The organism is Aeromonas sp. DNRA1 (assembly GCF_963888745.1).
GTDB classification, from domain to species: Bacteria; Pseudomonadota; Gammaproteobacteria; order Enterobacterales; family Aeromonadaceae; genus Aeromonas; species Aeromonas hydrophila.
The window spans coordinates 290,230-306,269 of the sequence record NZ_CAWPKQ010000005.1 but is presented as its reverse complement, the minus strand read 5'-3'; the positions used below and the strand labels follow the sequence as shown (position 1 = coordinate 306,269).

12 protein-coding genes and 1 riboswitch are annotated in these 16,040 nt (G+C 64.9%); of the genes, 3 read left to right on the top strand and 9 right to left on the bottom strand.

Translation table 11 applies throughout. From position 1 onward, the window contains the following. Positions 1-38 precede the first annotated feature (38 nt). A complete protein-coding gene (locus AACQ43_RS17380) occupies positions 39-1,382 on the bottom strand; it encodes a zinc-dependent metalloprotease (protein ID WP_168968013.1) in 1,344 nt (447 codons plus the stop codon). 20 nt (positions 1,383-1,402) lie between these two features. Next, on the bottom strand, positions 1,403-2,062 hold the full coding sequence (locus tag AACQ43_RS17375) for a hypothetical protein (protein ID WP_168968012.1): 660 nt from the start codon (positions 2,060-2,062) through the stop codon (positions 1,403-1,405). A gap of 332 nt (positions 2,063-2,394) precedes the next feature. Here AACQ43_RS17375 and AACQ43_RS17370 point away from each other — a divergent pair, with 332 nt between their 5' ends. Then, a complete protein-coding gene (locus AACQ43_RS17370; protein ID WP_168968011.1) occupies positions 2,395-4,590 on the top strand; it encodes a glycoside hydrolase in 2,196 nt (731 codons plus the stop codon). A gap of 13 nt (positions 4,591-4,603) precedes the next feature. On the opposite strand, the gene AACQ43_RS17365 is transcribed toward AACQ43_RS17370, so the two are convergent. Both AACQ43_RS17365 and AACQ43_RS17360 read right to left on the bottom strand, forming a co-directional pair. Beyond that, entirely contained in the window at positions 4,604-5,395 is a 792-nt protein-coding gene (locus AACQ43_RS17365) for a transporter substrate-binding domain-containing protein (RefSeq protein ID WP_168968010.1), read from the bottom strand. 76 nt (positions 5,396-5,471) lie between these two features. Beyond that, a complete protein-coding gene (locus AACQ43_RS17360) occupies positions 5,472-7,319 on the bottom strand; it encodes a M3 family metallopeptidase (protein ID WP_168968009.1) in 1,848 nt (615 codons plus the stop codon). A 295-nt stretch (positions 7,320-7,614) separates the two neighbouring features. Between AACQ43_RS17360 and AACQ43_RS17355 the strand changes: the two genes are divergently transcribed. Further along, the gene (locus AACQ43_RS17355; protein WP_168968008.1) at positions 7,615-9,312 is read left to right on the top strand and encodes a methyl-accepting chemotaxis protein; all 1,698 of its coding nucleotides are present in this window, start codon (positions 7,615-7,617) and stop codon (positions 9,310-9,312) included. A 264-nt stretch (positions 9,313-9,576) separates the two neighbouring features. Then, a riboswitch (cyclic di-GMP riboswitch) is annotated at positions 9,577-9,662 on the top strand. A gap of 61 nt (positions 9,663-9,723) precedes the next feature. Further along, positions 9,724-11,148 (top strand): N-acetylglucosamine-binding protein GbpA, encoded by a 1,425-nt coding sequence (gbpA, locus tag AACQ43_RS17350; protein ID WP_168968007.1) that lies wholly within the window; start codon positions 9,724-9,726, stop codon positions 11,146-11,148. Between the two features lie 72 nt (positions 11,149-11,220). On the opposite strand, the gene cbl is transcribed toward gbpA, so the two are convergent. From cbl to AACQ43_RS17325, 5 genes are all read right to left on the bottom strand, one after another. After that, the gene (cbl, locus tag AACQ43_RS17345) at positions 11,221-12,168 is read right to left on the bottom strand and encodes an HTH-type transcriptional regulator Cbl (protein WP_168968006.1); all 948 of its coding nucleotides are present in this window, start codon (positions 12,166-12,168) and stop codon (positions 11,221-11,223) included. Between the two features lie 172 nt (positions 12,169-12,340). Next, on the bottom strand, positions 12,341-13,408 hold the full coding sequence (locus AACQ43_RS17340; RefSeq protein ID WP_011704575.1) for a sulfate/molybdate ABC transporter ATP-binding protein: 1,068 nt from the start codon (positions 13,406-13,408) through the stop codon (positions 12,341-12,343). Positions 13,409-13,430: 22 nt separating this feature from the next. Then, positions 13,431-14,327 carry a sulfate ABC transporter permease subunit CysW gene (gene cysW / locus AACQ43_RS17335; RefSeq protein WP_017408972.1) on the bottom strand — a complete coding sequence of 299 codons (897 nt, stop codon included), beginning with the start codon at positions 14,325-14,327 and terminating at the stop codon, positions 13,431-13,433. Next, complete coding sequence (gene cysT, locus AACQ43_RS17330; RefSeq protein ID WP_187268737.1) at positions 14,324-15,163, bottom strand: sulfate ABC transporter permease subunit CysT; 840 nt, start codon at positions 15,161-15,163, stop codon at positions 14,324-14,326. Before cysT ends, cysW begins: the two co-directional genes overlap by 4 nt. Positions 15,164-15,442: 279 nt before the next feature. Beyond that, positions 15,443-16,018: an RBBP9/YdeN family alpha/beta hydrolase gene (locus AACQ43_RS17325; protein ID WP_011704572.1), complete on the bottom strand. Its 576-nt coding sequence runs from the start codon at positions 16,016-16,018 to the stop codon at positions 15,443-15,445. Positions 16,019-16,040 lie beyond the last annotated feature (22 nt).

Genomic DNA, 16,040 nt, shown 5'->3' with positions numbered 1-16,040 from the left:
CAAGGGCGCCCCGCCTGTTGCGGGGCGCCCTTGATGCATCAGGCCGGCTGCGTCTCGGCCGGCTGGCGGGCCAGCGCCAGCTGATACCTATGCTCGGCCAGCTCCAGCTCGCGGCGCGCCTCGTCCACCTTGCCATCGGCACTCTTCACCGCAGCCACCAGCTGGTCGTAGCGATCCCAGCTGCCGTTGTACTCGTTCACCTCGGCCTGGTAGCGCTGGCTGATCTCGTTGGACTGGCGAACGATGGCGTTGTTCTCATCGTGCAGCTGATCGATGCGGGCACTCAGGTTCGCCTGGATGGCGCGGATCCGGCGATACTCTTCCGGGCCGTAGCTGCCGTTGTAGCTGTTGTGCTCGCGCACCAGCCGGTTGATCTCCTGCACCATCTGGCGGTTGCGCTGGTTCAGCTGGCTCAGCTCGCGCTGGTAGCGATCAAAGTTGCCCTTGAGCGTCTGCTGGCGATCCTGCAGGGCGGTTCTGGCCGCCACCTGCTGGCGGTAGTGCTCCTGAGCCGTCGCCAGGTCCTGGCGCCGGGTCTCGAGGGAGCGCTCCAGCTCACCCAGATCCGGCAGCGCTTCCGTCACCATGGTGGGATAAAAGGCAGCGATCTGCGGCGTCGTCACCTTCAACGCCCGCACCGCATCGGCACCGTTGGCCTGGTCCCGGTAATCCACGCCACACGGCTGCCCCTTGCAGACCAGATCCGGGCTGGAGAACTTGTACTCGTGGCTGTAGACCCCGAAGCTGGAGGGATAAGCCATCACGGTGGCGAAGGAACCCCGCACCCCGTGCCCCAACGCATAGTGATAAGTGCCCCCCGTGCCATCCTGCAGGCGGGAGTGGTTGAGCCCCATGTTGTGACCCAGCTCGTGCGCCAGCACCACATCACCACAGCCGGTGGCCGTGACATGGCTGAACATGCTGCCGGCATCCTGGGAGACATCCCCGTCGGCATACGCCTTGCGGCCATCGGCATAGGTAGCAGAACCGCCAACCCAGGCCAGCCCGCAGCTGCCGTGGTCACCGGTCTGGGGGCGCATCAGCACCACCATGTCGGCGCCATAACGGGTGCGCAGGGTCGGTACCTGCTTGAAAGCCGGATCCTGCTGGTAGGTCACCGCGTTGAGCGCGGATTTGTCGGTGCCGCCATCCGGGTAATTGACCTGCTGGTCGTGCACGGCCCGCACCGTCAGATCCAGGCCGCTGGCGGCATAGATCTGGTTGGTGACGTTGATCATGTGCTGGATCCGGGTCTGCGCATCCCCCTGATAGCGGGCCGCCAGCCCAGGACTGTGCAGCACCATCAGGTCGATGGTTTCCGCCAGCACCGGGGTAGCCCCGAGCAATCCCGCAATCATGATCCCCAAGGTGGTTTTCTGCATGTGATCTTCCTTTTCGGTTGTTATTGGTGAGTCGGGATCAGGGCGTCATCGCCGCCATGACCCAGATCCAGCGGCGGGTTCTTGTAAACCCAGCCCTTGCCTCCCAGGGTCTCGACGGAGTAACTGCCTTGCGGCGTGCCGATGAACCCGAAAGTCGCTTGCTTGCCGACGGTGAAATTGACCGGATAGCTGTCACCGTCGACCCGAATTTCCCCCTGCCAGTTGCGCTCCCCACCCCGCTGCAGTTCGACCTTGGTCACCCTGGCCTGCAAGGTGCTGCCGTCCGGCATCGGCAACGCCACGCTGTCACCCACCTGGGCCCGCTCCAGATCGCTGCCCTGCAGGGCGATCGGCTGGGGTTGCTCGACCGCATCACCGGGCTCCGCCAGCGGAAAGTCCGCATCCACCTCTGCCGCCTGCCAGGGGGTCTCCAGCTGCTGGCAGCCATCTTCCCGCAGCCGATCCGGCTTGGCGGGGGTTCCGGAAGGTGCCGGCTTGAGCACTGGGACAGGCATGGCGGCGAGTGGCGTGAGCTCCGCCAGCGGGCCGCTATCCGCCGCGCTCTCCTTACCCCCTGCCGCCTGACCGGGCGTCACCGCGTGCGGCCACAGGTACCAGCCGCTCACCCCGGCCAAGAGGGCGCACAACCCCAGCCAAGGCTTCCATTTCGCTCTCTTCATACTGATACTCCAATCAAAAACAATCCTTATAAAACAATGAATTGCATTCAAAGCGAGCAGGCATGCTAGAAACCGTCAAGCAGGCTGACACCCCCCTATATGGGGCGTCGAAAAAATGGGCATTGGAGGTTCACACCCGCACGACGAGTCGCACAAGCCAGTGCTGGCGGGGGCTTAGAGAGGGTTCGAATGATGCTTTTTTGCCACATGAAAATGGCTCCAAAGAGAGCTTGAATGAGGCCATTCACCCCATATGGGTTAAGCAGATTTGGCTGTACCGGGGGGCGGACGTCGGCGTACCCTGATGGCATCAATCAGGTCAAGGATGTTGCATGAACGGTTTGCCGATACGGGCGCCAGCACTGGGCTGGCTGTTGATTTCACTGCTGGCGGCGCCGCTGGCCGCCGCCCCCCTGACGCTGCAGGGCGAGACCCACAGTTACCACATCGATCCCGATACCCTGGCCATCTCGGTCAACCAGATCCCGGTCAGCGCGGGCCAGCCCGCCCGCCAGGTCGATCAGTTGCAACAAGGGGAGCAACAGGCCAGCTGGCACTGGCCCGCCCAGGACGCCAGGGTGGAGGTCAAGCTGGATGGCGACGACCTCTTGCTGACGCTGGTCAGCGACAGTCCCCGTCAGCTGGCCTGGTTCAGCCTGCCGAAAAACCAGACCCACCTCTCCCTGGCCTTCGGCGAGGGCAGCCGCTTCTCGGTGCGCGACAGCGACTGGCTCGGCTATGTCGGCGACGAGCTGGCCGAGCTCAACACCCACTACGACCTCAAGCTGCCGCTCTGGAGCCAGGATGCCGGCAAGCAGACCTACAGCTGGATCCTGCAGACCCCCTACGACAACCGGCTTCGCTTCAGCCGCCAGGGAGGCCGACTGCAACTGAGCGCCAGCCATGAATTCAGCAGCTTCAACCAGCAGGCGCCTATGGTGGTGCGGCTGAGCGTGGGAGATGACTGGCTGGCCGGCGCCCGCCGCTACCGGGCGTGGCTGCAGAGCGAGGGGGCCTGGCAGTCTCTGGCCGACAAGGTCGCCCGCATCCCCGCCGGGCGACGGTTGATCGGCGCCAGCCATGTCTACCTGTGGGGCGATGATCTGCTCGATCGGCAAGATGTGACCAATTGGCCCGCGCTGCAGGCCAGGCTCCGGCAAAAGCCGGAGTGGCTGCAAGGCTTCAACAACGAGGAGCAGGAGGCGCTGGCCGCCGCCCATCCCGAAATCTGGCAGCAGAACCTGATCATGGTCGGCCTCAACCGGCTGATTGCCAACCAGCTGCCGCTGCCTGCCCAGCAGGGTCCGCAGGCCCAGAGCAAGGTGCTGGCCCTGCGCCAGCAGTGGGTCAAGAGCCAGTTCGGCGAACAACTGGTGGCGCAGGAGCGCTGGGGCCAGGGGCTGTCGCTGCCGGTGATCGAGGCGCTGCAGCAGGCGGGACTGCGCAAGCTGTGGCTCGGCACCCCACAATGGACGGCGGCCCTGCAACAGAGCTATGCCCTCATCGCAGCCCAGCGTCAGGGCTATCTGGTGGGCAGCTATGACTCCTACGATACCGCCATCGCGCCCCGCACCAACGACAGCTGGCTCACCGCCCAGCTGCCGCCGGAGATCGGCAAGCGCTGCGCCATCATCGAGGCCAACGGCAAGCCCAAGCCGGGCTTTGGTGGCGAGGGGGTCTATCTCAACCCGGGCTGCACCCTGCCGTTTGCCAAGAGCCGCATGAGCGAGCTGGCCAAGGCCAGCGGCATCAACAGCCTGTTCCTCGACGTGGACGGCACCGCCATGGCCTCCAACGATTACAACCCGGCCCACCAGCAGGGCAGCCAGGCGATGATCGCCGACCGCAACGCCCGCATGAGCTGGGTAGGAGAGCGGCTCGGGCTGGTGCTGGGCTCGGAGGATGGCAACGCCCTCACCAGCAAGCCGCTGCTGTTTGCCCACGGCATCCAGAGCTGGGGCTTTGGCTGGACCGATGCCGCCATGCGCAAGCAGGCCAAGTCCCCCTACTACCTCGGCAAGTGGTGGCCGGACGAAGCGCCGCAAGTCTTCTTCCAGCCCGCCCGGCTCAAGCCACGCTACCTGAAGACGGTGTTCAACCCGGCAGATCGGCTGCCCCTCTATCAGGCGGTGTTCCACGACTCCGTGCTCAACAGCCACCACTGGCTGTTGGACAACCTGAAATTCCCGGGCATCAAGGAGGAGCGCGCCCTGCTCGGCCTGCTCTACAACACGCCGCCGCTGGTCAATCTGAGTCGCAGCACGCTGGCGAGCCGGCTGCCGGAGCTGGTGAGGCTAGACCGCCAGTTCGGCCCGCTGCACGAGGCGCTGTGGGACAAGGCACTGGTGGGCTTTCGCTGGCGTGACGGGGTAGGCCGGGTGCAGGAGACCCGCTTCTCGGACGGCAGCCGGCTGGTGGCCAACTTCGGCCACAGCTCCATCATGATCGACGGCCACAAGCTGCCGGGGCGCCAGCTGCTGGTGGCGCTCAAAGACAAACCGGTCAGCGTGCTGAAGATCCAGGGCTGAGCCCGGGCAGGCATCAGGAGGAGGTCGCCCCGCTGGCCGGGGCGGGCGGCAATGCATGGAGGTTGAGCCAGCGCTGGCGCAACGCCTCCAGCGAGCCATCCTGGCGCATCTGGTCGAGGGCCCGCTGCAGGGCCTGCACCTTGGCCGGCTCCGTCGCCAGGTTGAGGGCAAAGTAGTACTGCTCGCCGTCGTCATGGACGAACAACGGGGTGAGTGCTTCCAAACCGTGTCCCAGCTGGTGCATGTGAAAGGCGGCTCCCAGATCCAGCGCCGTCACCAGATCCACCCGGCCGCGCAGCAGCATGCGAAACTTGTCCTCCTCGCTGTTGACGCTGACCGGCGCCAACCCCTGGCGGATCAACTGCTGGGCCGAGGCCGAGTTGCGCACTACGGCGATCCGGTAGTGGCTCGCCTCCTGCAGGCTGCGGGGCTGGATGTCGGTGCGCGAGCTCAGCCGCCATACCCTGATGGTGCGCGGCCCGACCGGCCCCACCCACTGGAACTGCGGCTCCCGCTCCGGGGTGCGCGCCACCGAGAAGAGGATGCTGCCCGCCTGATAGCGGGCATTCTGATAAGCCCGCGCCCAGGGCCGCAGCTGGATGTCTCCGCGCAGCGCAAGGCCGCTGCGCGCCAGCAGGGCATGCAGCAGATCCACCGAGAAACCGCTCACCGGCTGACCAGCCAGCTGATAGTTGTAAGGGGGCATCTGCTCGGTCAGCGCCTGCAGTGCCCGGGCCGGCTGCGCCTGCCCTCCCGTCAGCAGCAGCGTGGCCAGAAGCCACCGCCACCGCGTTGTTGTTCCCACCCTTGACTCCTTCCCATGAAAACAGACCCCTGCCGCAGCAGGGGTCTGACATAACGCATGTTCACCGGCTTGCGCCTCAGTGGCTGGTCACCGCCTCCTGGTAGTGGTCGCGGATCCAGCGCTCAAAATCGGCCAGCATGGCCGCTTCGGAACCGCTATTGTCGGCGATAAGCTGGTCGCCGTGAACCACCCGGATGCGGGCATTGAGCGGCTCACCCTCGCCGACCGGCGGACGCTGGCGAGCCGCCGCCATGCAGGCTTCTGCCTGCTGCCACGCCTCGGCCACGCTCTGGTTGCAGGCCCGGGCCAGCGGACCGGCGCTGAAGCCCTTGCCGGTCAGGCTCCTGAGCGTCTCGTCATGGGTCATGCCGTTACCCGGCCCCCAGTAGTGGGCGGCCAGATCCGGTCCGATGCGCGGGTTGTCGGTGAGGTAGCCATCGCGTTTGAGGAAGTAGGCGCGGGTCTGCTCCACCGCCATCAGCGCCAGCAGATAGCCGTGATAGGCGCAGGCCGACTCCTGGTTGAGCAGGTGCGGGATGGCCAGCAGCGGGCGCGGACTCTCCACTCCCAGGATCTTGCGCTCCCAGCGGCGGGCCAGTGCCAGCACGGCAGCCGGGGTGCGCTCGGCCTCGTCCATGGCGTAGAGATCCCGCTCGAAGTAGGCCACCAGCGCGATCTGACGCTCGTTGAAGGCGCGAAACGGCTGGCGTGCCTCGATCATCGCCTTGATCAGCGCATCGGGGATCGGCTCCCCCGCCGCGTTTCTGGCGTAGCGCTTGAGCCAGTCCGCATCGTCCAGCAGGCTGTCGCAGAACATCGACTGGGTCTCGGCGTAGGCCATGGAGGTGGGCGGGAACTCCTGGGAGAAGCAGGGAGCGTTGCCGGTGACATTGGCAAAGTGCGCCGCGTGGCCGCCCTCGTGGAACAGGGTGTTGAGCCCGCTCCAGCCGCTGCCCACCTGGGCCGGATTGGCCAGACTGGTGAAGTTGACCACCGCCGGCACCCACTCCCCCTCCTGCCAGAAGCTCGGCACCGGGCCGTGGCAGAAGCCGTTCTCGTATTTCCCCTCACGGGTCAGCAGATCCAGGGTGAGGGTTGCGCCGCGGTACTGGATGCCGAGCCGGCGAAAGCTCTCGACCCAATCCTGCAGCGCCCGGGAGAAGGGCACGTAAGGGTCGAGCTGGCGGGTCACGTCGCCACTCACGCTGTAGCGCAGGTTGTGGGGCAGCAGGGCCGCCTCCCCCTTGGCCGCTTTCAGCTCGGCCAGGCTCTGGTGCAGCCGCTGCTCGGTACCGGCGATGAAGTCGTCGAGAATGGCGAACAGCTGCGCCGGGCTCATCTGCTCGTTCTTGTGCACCTTGTAGTCGAAGTAGTCGCGATAACCCATGGCGCGGGCGAAGCGGTTGCGCAGCGCGACGATGGCCAGATAGCCGTTGTCGACCACCCACTGCTCCAGGGTGTGGAACATGGCGAGCGCACTTTGGCGCACCGCCTCGTCGCTACTGGCGGCCAGCGCCGTGCTGGCGGCGGGCAGGCTGCCGGCCACCTGCCGGCCCTGCTCGTCCAGCAAGGTCAGCTTCAGCTCCCGGCGGCGGGCAAACAGCGCCGCCTCGGCGGCCACCAATTCGTCCATCAGGGCGGCGGCCTGAGGATCTTCGATGACGTTGCACTCGAAGAAGGCGATCCAGCCCCCCAGACCGCGCTTGAGCTCGGTCTCCTCAGCCTGGGCCTGCATCTGCCGCAGTACCGGCAGGCGCGCCGGATCGGCGCAGAACGCCTTGTAGGCCTGCTCGGCGGCGGTGAAGCCGGCCTGATCGTCGCTGGTGCCCATGTAGGTGGACCAGAACAGATCCTCCTTGCGCTTGTGTACCTGCAGGTAGTCGGCGTTGAGCTGATTAAGATAATTCCTGGCAATGGAACTCATAACTTCCCTCTTGTTATGGGGCGGCCGCGAGGGCGCCCACTCCTTTTTGGTGAAATGCCAACTCATTCACATTTTCTGCAAATTGAGCAGACAAATAGTGCGCCGGGATGCGCGCCATCACGCTATCAAAAGCGAGGGTTTCTGTCTGCTGGCTATACTGATTGTCAAACTGCTCAATTGGCGTTTTATAGCCCCAAGCCATTGAAAGTTAATTAAATGTTAATAACAAAATAATCAGGGCCAGCCGACGGACTGGCCACCACCAGACCCGCACGGGAAAGTTAAGGAAGAGACTATGTTCAAGCTCGGTGATATTGCCGTGAGCCGCAAACTGATGCTGTTGCTCTCACTGGCGCTGATCGGTTTCATCGCACTGCTGCTCATCTCGGCCAGTGCCCTGCATCGCAACCTGATGAGTGAACGGGAAGCCAGGCTGCAGGCTGTGCTGGACCTGGCCATGAGCCGGATCCAGACGCTGGCTGCCACCCTGCCTGCCCCCCAGGCCCAGGCCGAAGCCAAGGCCATGCTCAACAGCATGCGCTTTGACGGCGACAACTACCTGTTCGTGCTGGACGAGAACCGCCGGATGGTGGTGCACCCCGTCAGGCCCGAGCTGGTCGGCCAGCAGATGGGCGAGAGCGGCACCGCCACCGCCGGCGTCCACTGGCAGCAGATGGTGGATCTCGGCAAGGGGGGCCACAGCGGCCGGCTGGAATACCAGTGGATCTCCCCCTCCGGCGAGGCGGCCCAGAAGATGTCGCTGGTGGCCGGTTATCAGCCCTGGGGCTGGATCCTCGGCTCCGGTGTGTTGCTGCAGGACATCCAGGCCACCATCTGGTCCCAGTATCAGCTGATGGGGGGCGCTACCTTGCTGGTTACCCTGCTGATGGGGCTGCTGGGCTTTGCCATCAGCCGCTCCATCGTCAATCCGCTGGCCGAGATCAACCGGGCCATGCAACAGGTGGCCGCCGGCGATCTGGTGGTGAGCATCCCGGTGCACGGCAAGGATGAGCTGGGCGCCGTCGCCAGCTGCACCAATCAGGGGCTCAACGCCATTCGCCGTGCTCTGCTGGAGGCGAGCCAGGGGGCCCGCAACGTGGCGGATGCAGCCCTGCGCATCGCCGCCTCCGCCGAGCAGACCAACCAAGCGGTCAACAGCCAGCGAGATCAGCTGGCCCAGCTCGCCACCGCCATGAACGAGATGAGCGCCACCATCTCAGACGTGGCAGGGCACGCCGAGAACACCGCCCGCGACACCCAGGACGCCACCAGCGAGGCCGGCCTTGGCAACCGTGACGTGCACGCCAGCGTGCACGGCATCCAGGCGCTGGCCACCGAGGTGGAGCAGGCTACCCTGCAGGTCAACCAGCTCAAGGAGGGGGTGATGCAGATAAGCGAGGTGACGGCGGTCATCAGCGCCATCTCGGAGCAGACCAACCTGCTGGCCCTCAACGCCGCCATCGAGGCGGCCCGTGCCGGCGAGCAGGGCCGCGGTTTTGCCGTGGTGGCCGACGAGGTGCGCCAGCTGGCCAGCCGCACCCGCCAGTCCACAGAGGAGATCCAGAGCACCATCGCCCAGCTGCAACAGCGGGCGGTGACCGCCGCCAGCGCCATGGACGCCAGCCGCAAGCTGGCGGAGAGCAGTGTCAGCCAGTCGGAGAAGGCAGGCCAGGATCTCTCCCTCATCGTCAACCATATCCAGCACGTCAGCGACATGGCGACCCAGATAGCGACCGCGGCGGAGCAGCAGAGCATGGTGGCGGAGGACATGAACCGCAATGTCAGCGGCATCAACGACTCGGCGCTGGAGATGTCCCAGTCTGCCTCCCAGCTGGCCCAGGAGAGCGAGCTGCTGGCCGGACTTTCGCGCAGCCTGGACGAGCGGCTGGCGGTATTCAAACTCGGCAGCGCCATCGACCAGCAGCTTGAGCAGCGGCTCGCCCCTCTGCATCGGCAGGTGAGCCCGGCCGAACGCCCTCGCGCTCGCCACTGATCCGTCCTGCCCTGTCGCAACACACGCCCCCGTCAGCCCGGCTGACGGGGGCGTTCTTCATTGATGAAAAATGCCGATTTTTTGCATCTTGTCGGCCTGTTCGACGACATTAATATGGCAATGCTCAGTTATCATCCATTTAAAAACAAATAGTTAAGTGTTTGCTCTACTCCGATGAGGTCAAGCTGTAAAGATTTACACTTAATTATTTAATCAAAAATAGTCATGATGGGTTGTCGCCAAGCGCGACACCATGACCCTTCAATAGTCATTTGGCAAACTGGTCGAAAGGCCAGGACGCAAAGCCTCCGGTCTAAAGACATCTCGTCAAAGATAGCGGGGCTGCAACAGAGTGTTTCGGGGGAAACCCCTGCCAAGTTGACTGCCCACATCTGTCGAACAGAGGAATGTATGGCAGCAAAAATCCAACTCAATCACGTCGCTGCAACGCTGGCCTTGCTGGTCAGTGGCAGCGTGTTCGCCCACGGCTATATCAGCCAGCCGGAATCGCGCAACTACCTGTGCAAGACCGGCGGCAACAGCCAGTGCGGCGCGGTGCAATGGGAGCCCCAGAGCGTGGAAGGCCCCTCGGGCTTCCCGAATGGTGGGCCTGCCGACGGCCAGATCGCCTCGGCTGGCAGCGCCAGCTGGGGCGAGCTGAACGCCCAGACCAGCGACCGCTGGACCCGCCGCGAGGTACAGGCCGGCCCCTTCTCCATCAGCTGGACCTTCACCGCCAACCACGTCACCCGCAACTGGCGCTACTACCTCACCAAACAGGACTGGAACCCGAATCAGCCGCTGACCCGCGCCGCCTTCGAGCTCACCCCCTTCTGCGTGGTGGACGGTAACATGACCCAGCCGCCCAAGCAGGTCACCCACCAGTGCAACCTGCCCCAGCGCACCGGCTATCAGGTGATCCTGGGGGTGTGGGAAGTGGGGGACACCAGCAACAGCTTCTATAACGTGATCGATGCCAACTTCAAGGGCGGCACCCAGCCGCCGCTGGCCTGGAGCCAGGGCGGCACCATCTACCCTTCCACCGAGCTGGTGGTCGGCGACAAGGCCAGAACCCTGGTGTTCGATGCCAATGGCGTACGCCCTGATCTGCAGACCGAGCTGACCATCGCCAGCCCGGAGCAGGGCCAGAAGAACAACTGGCCCCACGCCCTGGCTAGCAAGATCAATGCAGAGCAGAGCCTGATCCGGGCCGGCCAGCAGAGCGGCGAAGGCCAGTTCAACCCCGTCTACGGCCAGAACCCGGTCTACTTCAAGGCGGGCAGCGCACTGGAGCGGGTCGAGATCCAGCTCGAGCAACAGCAGCCGCCGGTGAGCAACGGCGTCAGCGTGAGCGGCCTGGAGAGCGACTACCTGCTCGACGAGGGCAAACTCACCCTCAACTTTACCGTGGCCGCCGAGGGCGATCTGACCGTCACCAACACCCTGTATGATCACGGTGGGGCCGCCAAGGGGCAGACCAGCGCCGACATCAAGGACAGCACTCACAGCTTCACCATGCCGCTGACCGGGCTCAGCGCCGGTCACCACCAGCTGGTGATCGAGGGCAAACCCAAGGCCGGTGGCGATGCGGTGCAGCAGACTCTGGATCTGATGCTCAAGGATCCGGCCGCCGGCGGTGACTACCAGTTCACCTTCCCGGACGGGCTCAAGTCCTACACCGACGGCACCAAGGTGCTGCAGCCCAAGAACGGCAAGGTCTACCAGTGCAAGCCCTTCCCCTATCGCGGCTGGTGCAGCCAGTGGTCGGCCAGTGCCACCCAGTATGAACCCGGGGTCGGCACCAATTGGCATGATGCCTGGATCCTGGTGAACTGAGCCGCAGGCACAGCATCACACCATCAACAAAACGGGGAGCCACAGGCTCCCCGTTTTTTCTGGTGCACCACCTCAGATCTGGAAATCGATGGCCGCCTCGCTGCCCATGGCGCGGGCCTGAATGTCCGCCAGCGCCAGCTCCGGGTTGCAAAGCTGGATGAACTGCCAGGCGAAGTTGTGCTGGAACTGCCCCTGCTTGAGACCGATCCAGGCGGTGTGGGACGCGAACAGCCGGCTGCCGTCCAGCTGCACCAGTCCCTTGTCGCGCTGAGTGTCAAACGCCATGTCCGCCAGTATGCCCACCCCCATCTCCAGCTCGACATAGGTCTTGATGACGTCGGAGTCCTGCGCGGTCAGCAGGATCTGCGGAGCGATGCCCGCCTCGGCAAACGCCTCATCCACCCGCGCCCGCCCGGTCAGGCCGGCCTGGTAGGTGATGATGGGCCAGTGTGCAAGCGCCGCCAGGGTCAGCTCCCGCTCCGCGGTGAGCGGATGCTGCTCCGGCACCACTATGTTGTGGTGCCAGCGGTAGTAGGGAAACGCCACCACCCCTTCGCTCTTGTCGAGCTGCTCGCTGCTGATGCCGATGTCCACCTCGCCGGTCTGCACCAGCCGCACTATCTCCTCCGGGCTGCCCTGGCGCAGCTCCAGCTGTACCAGCGGGAACTGCTCGCGAAACGCCTTCACCACTCGTGGCAGGGCATAGCGGGCCTGGGTATGGGTGGTCGCCACCAGCAACCGGCCCGACTCGCGGTTGGCGAAGGTGCTGGCCAGCTTGCGGATGTTGTTGGCGTCGTTGAGGATGCGCTCGGCGATCACCAGCAGCTCCTTGCCCGGCTCGGTCATGCCGAGCAGCCGCTTGCCGTAGCGGATGAACAGCTCGATCCCCAGCTCCTCTTCCAGCTCGCGGATATGGCGGCTGACCCCGGACTGGGAGGTAAACAGGGCATTGGCCACCTCGGTCAGGTTGTAATCCCGCCGTGCCGCCTCCCGGATAATTCGCAACTGCTGAAAATTCACGTCATCGCCTCCTGCGCTGACCGGCAGGTCGGGGTTCTCCCCGCCGCCTTGTTGTTATATTGTCTGGCCGCCCGAGCCTGAACTCTGACCGCCATACTGACCCTGTTGTATCCCAGGCGGGCAGATCCCGCCATGGTCACGCTGCCTGCGCGGCCCGCCAGGGGCCTGCCACTTAAATCTGGTAATCCGGGTAGAGCTGGGCCTGTTTGGCCACCAGCCGCACCCCCTGGCCCGGGCTGAAGGCGCGGGCCGCCTCCTTGCTCAGCTCGGCTTCGAAGTGTGCACCGTTTGTATCCCCATTGCCACGCAGTTCCACCCGGATGCGCGGCCCCATGGGCAGCAGGCGTGTGATGGTGGCGCTGATGCCGCCCGGCGCATCCGCCGGCAGTATCTCCAGCTCGTGGGGCCGTACATAGGCGACGGCCGCGCTGCCCTCCGCCAGCTGGGAGCTGATGGGCCCGCCCAGCAGCTGCTCGCCGATACCGAGCCCCTGCCCGGCCACCCGGCCGCGAAACAGGTTCACGCTGCCGAGGAAGCTGTGCACGAAGGAGCTGGCAGGCTGGTCGTAGACCTCGGCCGGAGTGCCGATCTGCTCGACCTTGCCGGCATTCATCAGCACCACCCGATCCGCCACCTCCAGCGCCTCCTCCTGATCGTGGGTGACGAACAGGCTGGTGACGTGCAGCTCGTCGTGCAGCTCGCGCAGCCAGCGGCGCAGCTCCTTGCGCACCTGGGCGTCGAGGGCGCCGAAGGGCTCGTCCAGCAGCAGCACCTTGGGCTGCACCGCCAGCGCACGGGCCAGCGCGACCCGCTGACGCTGACCGCCGGAGAGCTGGGTCGGGTAGCGCGCAGCCACGTGGCTGAGCTGCACCAGATCCAGCAGCTCTTTGACCCGGGCGCGGATCGCCGCCTCGGCCGGTCGCTCGCTGCGCGGCTTGACCCTCAGGCCAAACGCCACGTTCTCGAACACCGTCATATGGCGAAACAGGGCGTAGTGCTGGAACACGAAACCGACATTGCGCTCGCGCACGTGCAGATCCGAGGCATCCTCGCCGCGGATGATCACGCTGCCGCTGTCGGCCTGCTCCAGCCCAGCGATGATCCGCAGCAGGGTGGTCTTGCCGCAGCCGGAAGGGCCGAGCAGCGCCACCAGCTCACCGTCGTGAAAGTCGAGGTTGATGTCGGCCAGCGCCGCGTACTGGTTGAAATGCTTGTTGAGTCCTTGTACCTGAATGCTCATGGCAGCCTCTTGAATTCGGTGATCAGTGAGAGTGAGTGGGCTGGGCACGCAGCCGGGCCAGCAGGGTTTCCCCCAGCAGGGTGAAGATCCCGAACAGGGCCAACAGGCTGGCTACCGCGAAGGCGGCGCCGGTCTGGTACTCGTTGTAGAGGATCTCGATGTGCAGCGGCAGGGTGTTGGTCTGGCCACGAATGTGGCCGGAAACTACCGACACCGCGCCAAACTCCCCCACCGCCCGGGCGGTACAGAGCAGCAGGCCGTACATCAGGCTCCAGCGGATGCCAGGTAGAGTGACCCGCCAGAACATCTGCAGGCCGCTCGCCCCCAGCATGATGGCCGCCTCTTCCTCTTCCGGGCCACGCGCCTCCATCTGGGGCAGCAACTCGCGCACCACGAAGGGCACGGTGATGAAGGTGGTGGCCAGGATGATGCCTGGGGTGGCGAAGATCACCTTGATATCGTGCTCGCTCAGCCATTCGCCGAACCAGCCGCGACTGCCGAACATCAGCACGAACATCAGCCCAGCGATCACCGGTGACACCGAGAACGGTAGATCGATGATGGTGATCAGCAGTTGCCGGCCCGGGAAGCGGAAGCGGGCGATGGCCCAGGCTGCGGCGACCCCGAACAGCAGGTTGAGGGGCACCGAGCAGAGGGTCACCAGGGCGGTGAGGCCGAGGGCACTGAGGGCGTCCGGCTCACTGATGGCGTGCCAGAAGAAGGCTAAACCAGGGCTCAGCGCCTGGATAAAGACGGTGGCCAGCGGCAGCAGCAGCAGGGCGGCAAACCAGCCGAGGCCGACCGTGATCAGCAACCATTTGACCCAGACCGGCTCGCGGATGACGGGTGGCTGGCGCACCGAGGTGGTCGGCGCCGCCTCGCCCGTTGCCAGCGCCAGGCTTGCGTTGGATGCGTTCATATCCGGCTCCCTCCGATACGGGCCCAGCTCCAGGCCTGCAACTTGTTGATAAGCAGTAACAAAATGAAAGAGATCAGCAGCATGACCACGGCGATGGCGGAGGCGCCGGCGTAGTCGTACTCCTCCAGGTGGCTCATGATCATCAGCGGCGCAATTTCCGACACCATCGGCAGGTTGCCGGCGATGAAGATGACGGAGCCGTACTCCCCTACCGCCCGCGCGAAGGCCAGGGCAAAACCGGTCAGCAGGGCCGGTACCAGGGTTGGCCACAGCACCCGGATGAAGGTCTGCCAGCGATCGGCACCCAGACTGGCGGCGGCCTCCTCCTGCTCGGTCTCGGCTTCCCGCAGCACCGGCTGCAGGGTGCGCACCACGAACGGCAGCCCGATGAAGGTGAGCGCAATCACCACACCGATGGGGTTGTAGGCAAGCTCGATGCCAAACGGGGCGACCCACTGCCCGATCCAGCCATTGGGGGCGAAGATGGCGCACAGGGCGATGCCGGAGACGGCGGTGGGCATGGCGAACGGCAGGTCGATCAGGGCATCCACCAGTCGGCGGCCGGGGAAGGTGTAGCGCACCAGCACCCAGGCCAGGATCAGGCCGAACAGGGCGTTGAGCAGCGCCGCCACCAGGGCGGCCCCGAAGCTCAGACGAAAGGAGGAGAGCACCCGCGGCGAACCTATCACCTGCCAGAACTCGGCCAGGGTCAGATTGTTCACCGCGAACAGCACCAGCGCCGAAAGTGGCAGCAGCACCAGCACGCCCAGATAGAGCAGGCTGAAGCCGAGGGTCGGGCCGAAGCCCGGCAGCACGGAGTAAGAACCAAATCGCATAACGCATCCGTTTGTTATGAAAAACATTAGATACAGCGATTCTGCGCATTCCTGTTTGGGGCAACAAACACCAATAACGCCTTTGCTAAGCACTTTTTTGTCTAACAACGGCGGACAAGGCTTTTAGAGCCATAAAATGAAAAAAAGGTCTTTTATATAAATAAAAGACCTAAAAATGGAGCGTCGTGCAATGTACCAAGCTATCCAAATCAGACTGTCGTGGTGTCGGGTGCCTGCCCTCCTTCTCTATCTCTAACCTGTGTGATCAACGCTCGCGGCTCAGCGAAAACTCAAGGCCGCCCGCCTCTCCCACACCGCCGGCGTCGGCTCCACCACCATCTCGGCCCGCCGATAGAGGGTGCCGAGCAGGTTGAGCCCCTGGTTCCACTCGCCGTGGCCAGACTGGGCATTGATGTGGCCCACCTCGCCGGCATCGAACAGCGGCACCTGCCACTGGCGGCTCCAGTACTCGGCCCGCTCAAAGCTCATCCAAGGATCGTTGCGGCTGGCCACCAGCTGGGCCGACACCTTGAGCGACCCTGCCAGCAGTTCGTCTGGCAAGCCGAAGCGGGCCGGATCCGCCGGGGCCACGATGAACAGCGAGGCCACCTTGTCAGGCTGCTGGCGCGCCGCCGTGATGGCCGCCAGCGCCCCGAAGGAGTGAGCCACCAGGTGAGCCCGGCCGCGCCGGCTGCGCAGCTTGCTCGCCAGCTTGGCGCTCCAGACCGTGAGGTCAGGCCGATCCCACGGCAACCCCACCATCCGCTGCCAGTGGGGGAAGTATTGGTGCCAGCGGCTCTGCCAGTGATCCGGCCCACTGTTGTGCAGACCGGGAACCAGGAGGATCTTGTTCATCTTGGTGCTCCTATCAGCTGGC